Origin of the sequence: Candidatus Deianiraea vastatrix (assembly GCF_007993655.1) — a bacterium.
Classification (GTDB): Bacteria; Pseudomonadota; Alphaproteobacteria; order Rickettsiales; family Deianiraeaceae; genus Deianiraea; species Deianiraea vastatrix.
In genome coordinates this window covers 1,008,357-1,023,628 of record NZ_CP029077.1, presented here as the reverse complement: position 1 = coordinate 1,023,628, position 15,272 = coordinate 1,008,357, and the positions used below count along the sequence as shown (strand labels likewise).

19 protein-coding genes are annotated in these 15,272 nt (G+C 32.6%); 6 read left to right on the top strand and 13 right to left on the bottom strand.

Annotated elements, in window-relative coordinates; all coding sequences use genetic code 11:
* The first annotated feature begins 13 nt into the window (after positions 1-13).
* A complete protein-coding gene (locus deia_RS04905) occupies positions 14-343 on the top strand; it encodes a hypothetical protein (RefSeq protein ID WP_146821142.1) in 330 nt (109 codons plus the stop codon).
* 58 nt (positions 344-401) lie between these two features.
* Here deia_RS04905 and yihA read toward each other — a convergent pair whose 3' ends face one another.
* Complete coding sequence (gene yihA, locus deia_RS04900) at positions 402-995, bottom strand: ribosome biogenesis GTP-binding protein YihA/YsxC (RefSeq protein ID WP_146821140.1); 594 nt, start codon at positions 993-995, stop codon at positions 402-404.
* A gap of 154 nt (positions 996-1,149) precedes the next feature.
* Here yihA and deia_RS04895 point away from each other — a divergent pair, with 154 nt between their 5' ends.
* Together deia_RS04895 and deia_RS04890 are read left to right on the top strand one after the other, a co-directional pair.
* Complete coding sequence (locus deia_RS04895; protein WP_146821138.1) at positions 1,150-1,983, top strand: 3'-5' exonuclease; 834 nt, start codon at positions 1,150-1,152, stop codon at positions 1,981-1,983.
* Positions 1,980-2,612, top strand: a complete 633-nt coding sequence (locus deia_RS04890) for a Sec-independent protein translocase family protein (RefSeq protein WP_146821136.1) — start codon at positions 1,980-1,982, stop codon at positions 2,610-2,612. Before deia_RS04895 ends, deia_RS04890 begins: the two co-directional genes overlap by 4 nt.
* 4 nt (positions 2,613-2,616) lie before the next feature.
* Here deia_RS04890 and deia_RS04885 read toward each other — a convergent pair whose 3' ends face one another.
* The 4 genes from deia_RS04885 to deia_RS04870 all read right to left on the bottom strand — a co-directional run bounded on the left by deia_RS04885 (position 2,617) and on the right by deia_RS04870 (position 6,127).
* Positions 2,617-2,805: a monovalent cation/H+ antiporter complex subunit F gene (locus tag deia_RS04885; protein ID WP_161982874.1), complete on the bottom strand. Its 189-nt coding sequence runs from the start codon at positions 2,803-2,805 to the stop codon at positions 2,617-2,619.
* Positions 2,806-2,875: 70 nt separating this feature from the next.
* Positions 2,876-3,340, bottom strand: coding sequence for a Na+/H+ antiporter subunit E (locus deia_RS04880; RefSeq protein WP_161982873.1), 465 nt, complete (start codon positions 3,338-3,340; stop codon positions 2,876-2,878).
* A 52-nt stretch (positions 3,341-3,392) separates the two neighbouring features.
* On the bottom strand, positions 3,393-4,379 hold the full coding sequence (locus deia_RS04875) for a pyruvate dehydrogenase complex E1 component subunit beta (protein WP_146821130.1): 987 nt from the start codon (positions 4,377-4,379) through the stop codon (positions 3,393-3,395).
* A gap of 209 nt (positions 4,380-4,588) precedes the next feature.
* Positions 4,589-6,127 (bottom strand): acyl-CoA carboxylase subunit beta, encoded by a 1,539-nt coding sequence (locus tag deia_RS04870; RefSeq protein ID WP_146821128.1) that lies wholly within the window; start codon positions 6,125-6,127, stop codon positions 4,589-4,591.
* A 104-nt stretch (positions 6,128-6,231) separates the two neighbouring features.
* On the opposite strand from deia_RS04870, the gene deia_RS04865 reads away from it, so the two are divergent.
* The gene (locus deia_RS04865; protein WP_146821126.1) at positions 6,232-6,465 is read left to right on the top strand and encodes a DUF167 domain-containing protein; all 234 of its coding nucleotides are present in this window, start codon (positions 6,232-6,234) and stop codon (positions 6,463-6,465) included.
* Here the strand turns inward: deia_RS04865 and deia_RS04860 are convergent.
* A complete protein-coding gene (locus deia_RS04860; protein ID WP_146821124.1) occupies positions 6,462-7,319 on the bottom strand; it encodes a LicD family protein in 858 nt (285 codons plus the stop codon). The genes deia_RS04865 and deia_RS04860 overlap by 4 nt on opposite strands.
* A gap of 16 nt (positions 7,320-7,335) precedes the next feature.
* Positions 7,336-7,785, bottom strand: a complete 450-nt coding sequence (locus deia_RS04855; protein ID WP_146821122.1) for a helix-turn-helix domain-containing protein — start codon at positions 7,783-7,785, stop codon at positions 7,336-7,338.
* Positions 7,786-7,896: 111 nt separating this feature from the next.
* Between deia_RS04855 and deia_RS04850 the strand changes: the two genes are divergently transcribed.
* Complete coding sequence (locus deia_RS04850; protein ID WP_146821120.1) at positions 7,897-9,606, top strand: ribonuclease J; 1,710 nt, start codon at positions 7,897-7,899, stop codon at positions 9,604-9,606.
* 3 nt (positions 9,607-9,609) lie between these two features.
* On the opposite strand, the gene deia_RS04845 is transcribed toward deia_RS04850, so the two are convergent.
* From deia_RS04845 to deia_RS04820, 6 genes are all read right to left on the bottom strand, one after another.
* Positions 9,610-10,209, bottom strand: coding sequence for a LysE family translocator (locus tag deia_RS04845; RefSeq protein WP_146821118.1), 600 nt, complete (start codon positions 10,207-10,209; stop codon positions 9,610-9,612).
* A 230-nt stretch (positions 10,210-10,439) separates the two neighbouring features.
* Entirely contained in the window at positions 10,440-11,357 is a 918-nt protein-coding gene (locus tag deia_RS04840; protein WP_146821116.1) for a DMT family transporter, read from the bottom strand.
* A gap of 50 nt (positions 11,358-11,407) precedes the next feature.
* Complete coding sequence (locus tag deia_RS04835) at positions 11,408-11,881, bottom strand: ATP synthase subunit B family protein (RefSeq protein ID WP_146821114.1); 474 nt, start codon at positions 11,879-11,881, stop codon at positions 11,408-11,410.
* Positions 11,881-12,111, bottom strand: a complete 231-nt coding sequence (locus deia_RS04830) for an ATP synthase subunit c family protein (protein WP_146821112.1) — start codon at positions 12,109-12,111, stop codon at positions 11,881-11,883. The genes deia_RS04835 and deia_RS04830 overlap by 1 nt, the downstream gene beginning before the upstream one ends.
* Positions 12,112-12,194: 83 nt before the next feature.
* Positions 12,195-12,719: a folylpolyglutamate synthase/dihydrofolate synthase family protein gene (locus tag deia_RS04825; protein WP_146821110.1), complete on the bottom strand. Its 525-nt coding sequence runs from the start codon at positions 12,717-12,719 to the stop codon at positions 12,195-12,197.
* A gap of 4 nt (positions 12,720-12,723) precedes the next feature.
* Positions 12,724-14,436, bottom strand: coding sequence for an Hsp70 family protein (locus deia_RS04820; RefSeq protein WP_146821108.1), 1,713 nt, complete (start codon positions 14,434-14,436; stop codon positions 12,724-12,726).
* A 112-nt stretch (positions 14,437-14,548) separates the two neighbouring features.
* On the opposite strand from deia_RS04820, the gene deia_RS04815 reads away from it, so the two are divergent.
* Positions 14,549-15,262, top strand: coding sequence for a glutathione S-transferase family protein (locus deia_RS04815; protein WP_146821106.1), 714 nt, complete (start codon positions 14,549-14,551; stop codon positions 15,260-15,262).
* Positions 15,263-15,272 lie beyond the last annotated feature (10 nt).

Genomic DNA, 15,272 nt, shown 5'->3' with positions numbered 1-15,272 from the left:
TTCATATTTTCACATGGGTGCAAAAAATAAAAATAATTTTATTATTACATCAACTATACTTCTTACAACACTAATATCATCTGTTTTTGGGAATTTGTTTTTCTTTATTTCCATAGTATTTTCCTTATATCAATTAAACGGATATATGCTAACATCAGATGGCAGAGATTATGCAAAAAAATCTTTTTCTTTAATTATGCAATCTAGTGCTTTTAGAAAAGATTTAACTCATTGTATAGTTGAAAATAAAACTATTAAATATGAGGCTATTTCGGCTTGTATGCAAAAAAATGGGCATGATACTGGTAAGATTGATTTAAATAAGGTTATTGATGACAAGTAGCGAATTGTATAGCTTAAAAATAAAATTTCTTTATAAAAACAATTATAAACTTACTACCCTAGCTTAATAATATTTCCTTAATCTCGCCAAGTAATTTTGAAATCCCGATCCTTTTATCAGATGAAGTCTGAATAAATCCCTTTTCTGGAATGACTAAATTATTTAACTTTACAGTCTTTAAAACCTTTTGCCCGTTTTGCGCTAAAGTCTCTTTTTCACTGTCGCTTAATTTGTCAATTTTTGTGTAAATTACAGTATAAGGTACGCTAAATTCCTCAAAAAAAAGCATCATTTCAATATCAATTTCCATAATATTTCGCCTGCTGTCTATTAAAAGATAGCACATTTTTAACCCTTCTCTGTTTTCAAGGTACTGGGAAACTAAAGCCTCCCAATCTATTGACATTTGGCTAGATTTTCCCGCAAAACCATAACCGGGAGAGTCTGTAATTGTGCATTTTTCGTATTGGTAGAAGTTAAGACTGACGGTTTTACCTGGTTTTTTTGATGTAAAAGCGACTTTCCCAAAAAGCGAATTGATTAAACTTGACTTCCCGACATTGGATCTTCCAAAAAAGCAAACCTCACCCTTAGTTTTTATACTTTCAATATCTTTGTATAAATTTGCACTTTTTATGTAACTTACCTTCACATTTTCATTTTAAGCTAAGATAGAAATTTATTATTTTAAAATAAAAGTCAATTTAAAAAAATTGCAATCTTGTGCATAAAATCTTCTTTTGGGTAGAAAAAATACTTGAATTTAAAAATACTTCAATTACTTTGTGTAAAGTGCTACTTTTTACATGCTAAATAAAGGCAAAATATTCGCTTTTGATATAGAAACAGTGCCGGATTTGCATGCCGCAAAACGCCTTTTATGTCTTGATGAAAAAACAACAAATGATGAGGTTTATCGCCTTATAGTTGAGTATCATGAAAAAATTGCAAATGGAAATCAGTTTCTTCGTCAGCCATTTTGGCAGCTTGCGTGCCTTAGCTATGTTGAGGCGGAAATTACCGATACAAAAGATGAAAAATGGTATAAAACCCTAAATATTAAAAGTGCTGGCGATGAAAAATCTACTGAAGAGGAATTAATCTTGGGTTTTTCAAAATATTGCGGGAAAAATACACCAAGGTTTGTAACATTTAACGGCAAAACTTTTGATATTCCAGTTCTAAAATACCGTGCAATGTTTTACGATATTGCCTTTGATTGGTTTTATAAAGAAGAGCAAATTTCGCAATATAGATCTGAAAAAACCTATAGCGATAAATGGGGCGACAGGTATAATCTTGATTTAATTGACTTTTATAAACCGCCAAGCGGAGGACTAAAAATGGCCGAAGTATGCAGCCTATTTGACATTCCAGCTAAGATAAACACAGATGGCAGCGAGGTTTTTACACTATTTAAAGATGGAAAAATTGCAGAAATTAGAAACTACTGTGAAGAAGATGCAATTGCAACCTTTATATTGTTCTTAATATCTGAGTTTCATAAAGGTGAGATTTCAAAATCAGGGTATGAGAAATCACTTGCGTCTTTATTTGAAAATATCGCAAAAATAAAGCATCTTGAGCAGTTTTATAGTCAAGCAAAAACATCGATTAAATTTGGTAAATTTATTGTATGATAGGAATATCTTTTGGTGAAATAGCAGTTGTTGCAATTATTGCCCTGGTTTTTCTTCGCCCAAAAGATTTGCAAGAAAATGTTGCAAAAATTATGACAACAATTACGAAAATCCGCGATAAAACCGATGACTTTAAAAAACAAGCAGTAGATTTAATAATGCAGCAGGAGCATGATGAAAACTATTTACAAAAAATGTATAGCGATATTGTACTTGCAGCCCCATTGATAAAAGACTTTGATGAAAGAGTAAATATCGATATATCAAGAAACAACGAAATTGTAAATAATGATGTTGCATCTGATAATTTTGATATACAAGATATTGAATCTCGAAATGAAGATAGGGATGAATTTGAGGAATTTTTCCTTAAAATGCAAGATGAAGATGATTTTAAAACAGAAAAATCAAGTAAAACTTTATCTGATGAGCCAATTAGTCTAAATCAGAACATGCAATTAAATAATAATAAAGAGGAAAATCTAGACTTATTCCTAGACTTTGTAAGCTTTCCAACTAAAGATGACAAACCTCAAAAAGAAGAAGCTAATAATTCCAGACTATCGCAAGAAATGTTGAATTTTGAAGACATAGACTACGAGGTGTTAAAGGAGAAATTGAAAAAATAATTTTCTAATGACTCTTTTTTTCCTTTCCAGATGTAACAAAAAATAACAAAACAGTCGATATTGCAAAGCCGAGTAGGGCATATATTACCGCTATATCGATATATTCAGGGTAGTCGTAAAGAGTTCCAAATAAAACTATAATGCCGGCAATTAATGTAGTCGATGCATTTGACAAGACAATTTTTATTATCATATTTTTTGAATTACTCACAAGAGTGAAAAGCAAAATAATGAAGCAAATTGATGTAAAAAATATTGCAAATCTAATCATTGGCTTTATATCCTATTAATTTATTAACTCTTCTTATCATAACAACGCTGTCTTTTACTAAAACTTTTTCAAGGCTTGTGTCAAGGGTATGAACTATTAATGTTTCTCCATCAAGATATACACTTATTGTTCCAGGTGTAAGGGTTACCGAGTTTGCAAAGGCAACCATTCCAATTGTTGTAGTTTTTGGTATTCTTATAGTGCAAAAACCACTATTTGAACTACCGCTTACACTCCATATACGACGCACTACATCAATTGATGCAAGAAAAACGCTTTTTACAACCCATACATAATATAGGAATATATGCTTGATATGTTTATATTTTATGTCTCTGTTAATCTTAATTAAATCAAAACTTGTGCATATTAATATTGTTGACCAAGAAGCTATTATTGCGAAAATTAAAAATCCAAAAGAATACTCAGATGACATTAAATACCATATTAATAGCATTGTAAAGAATATTAATAAGTAAAACTTGAGTAATTTTAGGAAGTTTATCACTCTACGACGCATAGCAAACAGATAAAACCTGATCTATAATCTTCTGCGCGCTTGGAAGGGCAAGTTTTTCAAGATTTGCAGCATACGGAAGCGGAACATCTTCAGCCGTCACACGCTTTATTGGTGCGTCAAGATAATCAAACGCAAGCTCATTTACTTGGAAGGCAATTTCGCTTGAAATTCCGGCAAAAGGCCAGCCTTCTTCAACGCAAACTAGTCTATTTGTTTTTTTAACAGATGAAATAATGGTGTCAATATCAAGTGGGCGAATTGAAAGTAAATCTATTACCTCTGCATTAATTCCATGTTCATTTTGTAAAATTTCAGCAGCCTGAAGGGCAAATCTCATAGCGTATGAAAATGCAACTATAGTTACATCACTTCCACTTTTTGCAATTTTCGCCTTACCAATTTGAATTTCTTCATCAAAATCAGGAGTTATATCCCACGAGTCTCCATAAAGAAGTTCATGTTCTAAAACGATAACAGGATTTTCATCACGAATAGCAGCAATAATCAAGGCTTTTGCATCTTTTGCGCTGTATGGTGAAACAACTTTTAGCCCTGGGCAATGTCCATACCAAGAAGCAAAACATTGTGAGTGTTGCGCGCCAACTCTTGATGCAGAGCCATTTGGGCCACGAAATACTATAGGGCAACGAACCTGTCCGCCAGACATATAATGTGTTTTAGCGGCAGAGTTTATAATTTGATCTATCGCCTGCATTGCAAAGTTAAAAGTCATAAACTCAACTATTGGGCGAAGACCGGCAAATGCTGCGCCAACTCCAATACCTGCAAATCCATGCTCTGTAATTGGCGTATCTATTACTCTTTTACTTCCAAATTCCTGTAATAAACCTTGAGTGACTTTATAGGCACCTTGATATTCGGCAACCTCTTCACCCATTATAAAAACATTTTTATCCCTTCTCATTTCAAGTGCAATTCCGTCTCTAATTGCTTCTCTTGTTGTTATTTTTTCCATATCTAGAAATATATTTTTTACACTATGATGACAAAAAATAAAAAATCAAGCATTTTCTTGTAAAGTTTTTATATAATAATCCTATATTTAAACTTCTGAAGAAGATTAAGAGATGAAATATGTATTGCAATATGAAAGTAACTATAGAGAAAAGATTGATGTAGGATTGGACTATATAAAGTTGAATAATCAAGCTTGCAATAGTTTAATTAAAGCGGCAAATTATCGTGCTTTTTCCACGGCAAGTTGACTTTCTTATTTTGTAGCAATTCAAGAGATCGGTAAACGCGCCATCTTGTGTTATGCGGGCGGATTATTTCGTCTATAAAGCCATAAGTTGCAGCAACTATCGGGTTGGTTATCTCTTCTTTATACTCTTTTTCACGAATAGCAAGCTTTTCTTTGTCACCTGCTTCGTCTTTAAAGAGTATTTCAACAGCACCTTTAGGACCCATAACGGCAATTTCAGCGTTCGCCCAAGCGTAATTTACATCTCCACGAAGGTGTTTAGAATTCATAACAATATACGCTCCGCCATATGCTTTTCGCGTTACAACCGTGATTTTCGGAACTGTAGCCTCGCCGTAAGCATAAAGTAATTTTGCACCATGTTTAATTATGCCATTATGCTCTTGATCGCGACCTGGCAGGAACCCTGGTACGTCAACGAATGTTACAAGAGGAATATTAAAAGCATCGCAAAAACGCACAAATCTTGCTGCTTTTCGTGATGAATTTATATCAAGGCATCCAGATAATTCTTTTGGTTGATTTGCAACAATCCCAACTGTCTTGCCCATTAATCTTCCAAAGCCAACTATTATATTTTTTGCATGCTCTGATTGAATTTCCATGAAATCTTGATTATCAACGAAGCGTAGAATTAACTCCTTCATGTCGTATGGCATGTTTGAATTTGCAGGCACTAGGGTATCTAAAGAATAGTCCATTCTATCGCATTTATCATCACTTTGCGTAAACGGCAAGCTATCTTCTTTATTTGAAAGTGGAAGGTATGTAAATAATTTGCGAACATTAAGCAGTGTTGTTATATCATCTGGGAAAACGAAATCTGCAACGCCTGTTTTCTTGCCATGAACGCTTGCACCGCCAAGGTCTTCTTTGCTTATGTCCTCGTAAGTTACGGTTTTTACAACATCCGGCCCTGTTACAAACATATAAGATGTGTCTTTAACCATGAATGTAAAATCAGTGAGGGCAGGGGAGTAAACAGCGCCGCCGGCACATGGCCCCATTATAACAGAAATTTGCGGTATAACGCCAGATGCAGTAATGTTTCTTTGAAAAATTTCACCATATCCGGAAAGCGAAAGCACGCCTTCTTGTATTCTTGCCCCACCTGAGTCATTAATTCCTATTAAAGGTATTCCATTTTGAATTGCCAAATCTTGTATCATGCAGATTTTTTTTGCATTTGTCTCACTAAGTGATCCACCAAGTACTGTAAAATCTTGACTATATACAAATACTGGTCTTCCGTAAATCGTGCCATATCCAACAACTACTCCATCTCCCGGAACTTTGCTTTTATCAAGACCAAAATTTGTCGATCTATGCTCAACATAAAGCCCTCTTTCCTCAAAGGAGCCTTTGTCAAGTAAGACATCAATTCTTTCTCTTGCAGTGAGTTTATTTTGCTCATGCTGTTTATCGATTCTCTTTTGCCCACCACCCATTTGAGCAGCTTCACGCTTTTTAATTAGTGACTGTATAACTTCGCTTGACATAACAAACACATTTTTTAAACTTCTATGACAAAATTTATAAAAAGCAAATAAAAAATCTTGAATAGTAATTTTTATTATATAGAAATTACGAAAGTTGCAATTTTATGAAGATAAATGTAAAGATTTTCCCTTGTTCAAAAAAGCAAAATTTAGAGATTTTGAAAGATATTTTTGGAAATGAAGTCTACGAGGTTAGAGTTATTTCCGTTCCAGAAGATGGAAAGGCAAATCGTGAATTAATTGAGATTTTATCGAAGCATTTTAATACTCCAAAGTCAAATATTACTATTAAATCAGGGCTTTCTTCAAGAGCGAAAGTTGTTGAAATAATAAATTAACAACCACTAGAATGCATTCCACAGCCAAAATCTGAAGGAAGTGACATGTAATTACCAAATTTCGTTTTTAAATACACATCGCTATTATTTGGAACTGGTATTTGAATATTCTCAAATTGTGCGTATTTTAATGGGAAGATTGTTGATTTTGCGTAGGTTTTTATCGCAGTTTCTTCGTGCGGATATTCAATGCCACCTATTATTAAATCTGAATCTTGCGTTTCGTATTTTTTTGCAATTTCACTTGCCCATTTTGCGCTCATAGTTTTAGTAAGTGCTATCTTGCGCCAGTATTTCACAAAATTTACCCTCTCTTTCATTTGCTTTTCAAAATGCTCTTTATTTGCAAAGTCGTAAGGAAAAATATCAATTTCTATATCGTTTTTCTCGTCTCTTACATGTATTATATCTGTTACATGAAATGAAATCTCATCAGTTTTAAGCTCTTTTATTTTACTACGCAAAATTTCGTAGTCTTTACGCATCATTCCAAGGTCTATATCGTCGTCCCACGGGATAAATCCTTTATGGCGTACCGCTCCTATTAAAGTGCCCCAATCTGCCCAGTAGGAAAGGTTATTTGCCTTTAAAATTTTATCTAATTTTGCAAGCAGATTAAGGTGATAAATCTGAATTTCACGAGTAATTCCTGTTGCTGGTTTTAGTTTTGAAATATCGGTTATATTTGCTAAAATTACCCTGTTATTCGCAGATAATTTATCTAATTTTCTCTCTATTTGTTTTGTATGCGAAATTGAAAAAAATATATAGCCAATTAAAAAGAACTTAAAAATTGGGCAGTTTATACTGGTAAGTGAGCAAGAGCATGCAAATTTTGATAGTGCTTTTTTCATTTTTTTAACTAAAAATTTATATTGAGAAATCTGACTTAATTACCTCATTTGTATTAACTTTATTTTTTTTAATCATGCTATTAATTATGATAACTATAATAATAGCAGCACCAATTGAGTAAAACAATTTTAATGAAATTTTACTAACCTTTATATAGCTTTTATATCTAAGATTTAAAATCTTTTGCGAATGCTGGTTGTTAATATTTTCAATGTCTTGCGATATATACTGCATTATCTTCTCTTCTTTTAATCCTATGATTTTCGCATATTGACACACCAGTCCTTGATAATATATTTTTTGCATTATTTCTTCAACCTCTCCAGACTCTATAGCCCTTATTATATTCTCACCTAGTTTCAGTTTTTTAGCAATTTGCTCTACAGTAAAACCAACCTCTGTTCTACGCTTTTCAAGTATATTTCCAACATCAATAAATTTTGCAAGATTACCTTTTTCATTCATATATCTAATAGATATTCCATATATCTTTATAATATGATTTTACTAAAAGTCAAATAAATAAATTGACTTTACGAAAAATATTTCTATGCTTTTTGTGAAATAAGCTTTTTTATGTCAAAATTTTCAATATCTGCAAAACACGAGGGCGTTTTAATGCTTCCACTTGGTGGATGCGGCGAAATAGGTAAAAATATGACCCTTTATTGCTATAAAAATACATGGATTATGATAGATTGCGGTGCGTCTTTTGGTCAAGAGAGAATAGTACCGGGAGTTGATATTATAATTCCCGATATTAACTTTATAAGAGTAAATAAAATTAAGATTTCCGCTATAATTTTAACACATGTTCATGAAGACCACGTTGGTGCTTTATCTCACTATATAAAAGAATTAAAATGCCCTGTTTATGGTACAAAATTTGCTTTAGACTTCGTAAATTTGAGGCTAAAAGATAGAAGAATTGACCCAGGCGAAGTGAAATTTAAAGAGATAAAAAATAGCTTGATAAAAATAGGAAATTTTGATATAGAGCCTATATTTTTAACACATTCAATTCCAGAAATGCACGGCATGCTTATAAAAGCTGGCGATATATCGGTTTTCCATACCGGAGACTGGAAATTTGATCCAGACCCGGTAATTGGTGAGACTTCAGACTTCGTAAAAATGAGAAAATTATGCGAAAATGGTGTAACGGCACTTGTTTGCGATTCAACAAATGTGCTATCTGAAGGTCACTCCAATAGCGAAGGGGAACTTGAGGCAAGCCTATATAGCCTTATGAAAACTAAAAAAGGCATGATTGTAATTACAACTTTTGCATCAAATGTTGCAAGAATTGAGACAATAGCAAAGGTTGCAAGAAAGCTTGGTCGTGTTGTTGGAATATCGGGTTTATCGCTTCATAAAATCACATCAATTGCCCAAAATAATGGCTACCTACAAGGCTATGACTTTTTAGATGCAAAAGAAGCTATGACTTATCCAAAAGGCGAAGTTGTTATGATTTGCACTGGCTGCCAAGGTGAGCCACTTGCAACAATTGCAAAAGTTTCAAATAATTCCCATCCAATAGTAAAGCTACACAGTAACGACACAGTAATTTTCTCGTCAAAAATAATACCTGGAAATGAAAAGAAAATCCTTTCAACACTTAACCGCCTTGCCGATAAAAACATAGAGGTTATAACGGAAAGAGAGCATTTTGTGCATGTCTCTGGGCATCCAAAAAAAGATGAACTTCGTCAAATTTATACAATCGCAAAGCCAAAATTTGCAATTCCAGTTCATGGTGAATCTGTTAATCTTCGTGAACACTGTAAAATGGCACATGATGAAAAACTTGCGGAAAAATCTATATTTTTGCGAGATGGTGATGTTTTGTTGATTGAAAAAGATGATGTTAAAAAAGTTGGAGCAGTGAAAGCCGATTATCTCTGTGTTGATGGCAGATTTTTACTTCCCCCTTCCTCGCGTGCAATATCACAAAGACGCAAAATTAAAGAAAGCGGAGTTTTATCAATGAGTTTTGTTGTAAATAAGGCGAAAATGTCTATTACAAGTGCGAAATTTGATATAATCGGGCTGCTTGATGATGAAAATTCAACATTTAAAAAGCTTGATGAAATTGTTAAAAAACTTGAAAAAGTGATTAATTCAGAAGTGCTGTCATCATTTAAAAAAGATAAAATAAATAAGGAAATTGAGGCAAAAATTCATAAAAAATCCTACGACATGGCAAAGGGTTTTATAGAAAAAAGCTTCCTAAAGAACTTTGATAAATCACCGGTTTTATCGCTGTCTTTGCATTATCTTTAGTTGCTAAATTAATGCACAAATTCCAAAAGCAATAAGCACAAATCCTGAAATAACTTTAAGTACTGTAATGTATTTTTGGGTAATTTTCACTCTTATTTTTGCAACAAATAAACTCAAGAAAATCCACCATGAAATGCCGGCAACTGCTATACCGGAGATCATAACAGCAATTTCATTAAATGTCAAGTCGCTATCACCCATTGTGCCAAATACACCAAGGAAAAACATAATAGTCATGGGGTTTTTCATTGTAAGCAGGAATACGAGAATAATAGTTTGAAAAAAATCTCTAGCATTAAAATCTATGTTGGATACAGGGTTTTTTGCATTTTTTACCTCTTTAAAGCCCATGTATACTAGGGTTAGCCCGCCCGTAGTTTTAATAATATTTTGATACTCAAGTAAAAATTTGGTTAAAAATTGCATTCCACCGCCTGCAAGAAAACCATAAAAACAATCTGCAATTGTCGCCCCAATCCCCACTGCAAAACATGCAAAAAACCCTTTTGCAAGCCCGTTTTTAATCCCAATCATGGCAATTGGCCCTATAGCCATGCTAATTGAAAAACCTATGATTAAAGCTTTTAAGAAAATTTCCTGCATATTTCTATATATTTTACTACATTTGGAGCCCGATATTTTATATTTCAAGAAAAAAACTGACTTCTATTTTTGCATCACCAATAATTTGAAAAAACCTTTATGTATACAGCAGTTTTCAAGGGGAAGCCACACGCAGCACTCAAGATTGACGCAATAGGCATGATTTTATCAAATTTAGCCACGGAAAACACGCTTATTTACAGAGAAATTTCTCTATAAAAGTCTAGCAATTATGATTTCTTTTTCGATGTTTTCGATTTTAATATTGCCTTAAATTCAACTTGAGACAAAACTATCGATAAAATAATCACTCCAGATCCAACTAACTCGTTTGTTTCTATCTTGTCATCAAGAAATAAAACTGCTAAAATAAAGGTAAAAATGATTTTTGAAAAATCAAGATTTTGCAATTTTGTTATACCATTTTTTGCAAGTTTATATGATTTTGCAAAAGAGAACATTGCAAGCGATGAAACCACAATAATTAATAATATTTGCCAGTTAAAATACATTTTGTAATCAAAACCGCCATTTTGACTTAAGTAGAAAACTGCAAAAATTGAGAAAAACAAATCATCATAAAACATTACCTGTATCGTGCTTTGTTTGGAAACTTTTTTAACTGCGATATGCGTGGTGGCTTTAAAAATCACATGTAGGAATAAAATTCCGTAATAAAATCCGTTTATATCAAGCTTTTTTGAGATATAGATACAAACACCAATGAAGGAAAGAGCGCCATAAAGCCAGTATTTTAAGATCATTTTTTCACGCAAGAATATTGTTGCAAAGAGCATTACAACAAGTGGTGTTGCGTGGGTTATGATGTATGCATCGCGCGGCTCGACATAGTGCACGCAGTACATTTTTGTAACTCCCGCTATCATTGCAGTTGAAAGTAGTAAATTTGCAAATCTAAAAATATTCATGTACATTTTTTCTTGCCAGATAGCTTTCGCAAAAATAATATTATACATTATAAACATTCCAATATTCATGTATGATGCAAGCATTAAAGTTTTCATGCCCATGGATTTTGAAAAGTATTTAATGCATGTATACAATATTGCATTAAATAAACAAAAGGATAAATATAAAACCGAATCAGCCGAAAAGGAACTTTGCAGTTTGTTGCTAACTTTTATCATAAAAAACAAAAAAGAAGTGAGAGGAATAGGGTAATTTATCTTTTTTATTTCTACGATAATCTTTTAGCATTTTCTGTATTTGAAATTATGTAATTTAAACCAAAAGAAGAATGCAATTTGCTTGATAAAGCACTAACTACATCCTGCGTCAATAATTTTATATCAGCTTTATATGTTTTAATTGCATTTTCAAGTAAAGAAAGTGAGCTTGTGTAATACTGTGATATTTCCTTTTCTATATAAGCTCTTTTTTCTTCAAGGACTTTTGAATTTTCACTTAAAATATTATCTATTTGTAAATTCATTTCCTTTTCAACTTTACTTATTTCACTATATACACTAGCTATATCTTTATCTAATTGAGCTATTTTTGAAAATAGAGTGTTTTTATTTACATCTCTAGCGGTAATTATTTGGGAAATCTTCTTAGATGTAAAAAGGAAATTAAAAGCAAAAAGCGAACCAAATGACACAAGAAACCAAAAGGCTTGTGATAGGTATGTTGCAAATTCAAGTTGTGGCATTATTTTATAACAAAAAGCATTAAGAAAATTGCAACTAATGCAAATAGACCAATTGATTCACAAAGACCGGCACCAACGTATATATATTTACCAATTTTACTTTCAGCTTGTGGATTGCGAGATATTCCATTTAATCCACTTGAAAAAACTAAGCTAACACCAATAGCAGCTGCACCCATAGCAATTGCCATAATACCTATCGCTATAAATTTCATAGAGGTTGCATCCATAATTACAACAAACAAGTTAATCATTTACCAGATATAAAAACTAACAAAAATAATTTGCAAGCATTTTTTTTATATTATATTTTTTATAGTAATTTTGCAAGATAAAATGATCCACAAATTACAATTCTTACCGGTTTTAAATTGTCGATATTTTCTATAGACGAATATTCTAAAATATTGTTTTCAAAGGCTAAAATTAACTTTATTGCATCTTCCAAAGACTTTGCAACAAGTGTTTTAAGACCTATTTCATTTCCTGCTTTTGCTATAATTTCAGGGCTTTCAGGTATTGCCTCCATTGTTGACCTAATTGCAACTGCCATTTTAATATTATTTAAAAATTGCCATAAAAAACTTCTGCTATCTGTGTCTTTTGTTCTGCCATTTATAATATAGTTTGATATATTGTCTTTTTGCTGCTCAAGTGATAAAAAGTCAGATATTGCCTTTGCTCCATGTGGATTATGCGCTCCGTCAATATATAAAATACTATTTTTTGGCAATAATTTCATTAATTTATGATTTTCATCCACTTTTTCTAGTCTATATCGCCATTTTACAGACTTTAAACCCTTTGCTATTGACTCTATTGTTATTCTTTTTTGCATATATTTAAACCTTAGTTCCAACCACAGCTTTTGCAAGGTATTTATCTGTTCTTTTTTCCATAAATTCAAGTGCTGTTTTTTCTAAAATCTCAAGCTGGGTAGTGATTTTATCTCTATCATCTGTTTTAAATTCATGCTCAAGTTTCTCAATTTCCGCCTCAATTTTTTCTATTTCATCGCTTGATATGAGATTTCCGTCTTCATTTATTGCTTTTTCTATAGTATTTATCGATATTTTTGCGTTTTCAATTGTCTGGGTCAGAAGCTTTGCAAGCATGTCAGATTTTGCGTTTTCAATTGCGGAAATAAGCATGTCAGACATTTCCTTGTAATCAAGCCCATAACTTGGGCAAATTTCAACATCAATAGCATTATCTTTGCCGTCTTCTTTTGCCGAAACTGATAAAATTCCATCTGCGTCTATTTCAAATTTTACGCTAATTTTTGCCATTCCAGCAGCCATTTTCGGTATATTTTTAAGAGTTATAACGCCAAGGCTGCGGCAATCTTTTGCAAATTCACGCTCGCCTTGAACTATATTTAAAATAATTCCTGTTTGTTCATCGTGCGAAGTTGTAAATTCTTGCGTTGCAGAGCATGGAATTGGTGTATTTCGATATATAATTTTCTCAACCACGCCGCCAAGAGTTTCAAGCCCAAGTGATAAAGGGCATACATCTAAAAGTATAGTATTTGAGCCACTTTTTCGCCCTGCAGCACTTATCGCAGCGCCTATTCCAACTATTTTGTCAGGATCTAGGTTTTGAAATATTTCACAAGATAGCATTTCAGCAATTTTCTCTTTTATAATCGGCATTCTGCTTGCTCCGCCAACCAAAATAAACCCATTTATTGCTTTTTTATCGATTTTTGCACTCTCTATTGCACTCACCATCACCTTTATTGTTTTTTCAATGATTTCCTTCGACAAGATCTCAAGTTTTTTGCGATTCACTTTTAAATCTGCGTTTTCACTAAACTCTTCATTATAAGTCAAAAACTCCTTTATTTGTCGTGCTTTTTTTTGCGTTATACTCAGCTCTTTTGCAAGTAAATTGTCTATATCGTCTCCCCCAAGATTTCCATCTCCACTAGTTGAAATAACACGGAAAATCCCTTTTTGCATGCGAAGAATAGAGACATCAAATGTTCCACCGCCAAGGTCATAAACGCCGTAAATTCCCTCTGCACCATTGTCAAGCCCGTATGCAAGCGCCGCTGCGGTTGGCTCGTTTATAATTCTTTTTACTTCAAGTCCTGCGATTTTTGCAGCAATTTTCACCTCATTTCTTTGATTATCATCATAACTTGCCGGCACTGTGATTGTGCAAAGACCAATTTCATCGCTGATATTTTTTATTGCTAAATCTTTTAAATACGACAAAATAAATGCTGAAATTTGCGTTGAATTGTAGACTTTTCCAAATACATTATACCCCTCAAAATTACTGTCTGCAATATGTCTTTTCGCAGATTTTATTACTATATAATCATCGCCTGCAAGTAATGCTTTTTTTCCAACTAAAATATCGCCATTTTTTGAAAATGCAACGCAAGATGGAATTAAATCACTGCCCTCGTCTTCTATTGTAATCGCTTTTCCATCTAAAATATACGACACAACACAATTTGTTGTTCCAAGGTCAATGCCTATATTGACTTTAGATTTCTCGCTATCCATTTGAACATTTCCTCTTATTGGTTCTTCGATTTGCATGCTTTTTATGTAACATATATTACATCATGAAATAAAAAATCTTATTTTCAAGAAGAAATTATTGACTTTTAAAAAACATCTATAATAATGCCTAGAGACTTATTTTTCAGCAATGTATAGACTTTATCACTACCCACTTTGCCCCTTTTCAAGAACCACAAGACTAGTTATGACAGAAAAGTCTTTGAGTTTTACACTAACATCTGAAAATTTCTGGGAAAAAAGAGAGGCATTTATTAAAATGAATAAATCTGGATCCGTTCCATTTCTAATTAAAAAAGCAAGTGAAGAGGAAATTAATGATGGTAAAAATCATTTACTACTTTCCGGCATTAATGCAATTGTGGAATATTTAGATGAAAAACATGAAAATAATCCAATATATTCAGGTACGGCAGAAGATAAAGCTGAAATAAGAAGAATAGTTGATTGGGTAAATGTTAAATTTTATAACGAAGTAGTCTCATACATATTAAATGAAAAAGTAATCATCTTCTTTAAAAACAAGGATATACCTGATACATCAATATTGCATATAGCTGTGCAGAATTTATTTGTACATATAGATTATTTTGGATATTTACTTTCAAAGCGTGGATGGATAGCTTCAAATAAAATTTCTATTGCAGATTTAACTCTTGCTGCTCATATTTCAGTTCTTGATTATCTTGGAATGATAAATTGGGCTAAAATGTCCTCTGGCAACAAGGAAACCTTTAGGGAATGGTATAGAATTATGAAATCAAGACCATCTTTTAGATCAATATTACAAGACTCTGTAGCAGGCTTTGCAGCGTCAAATTCATATAGAGATTTAGATTTTTAAAGCCTAAAAT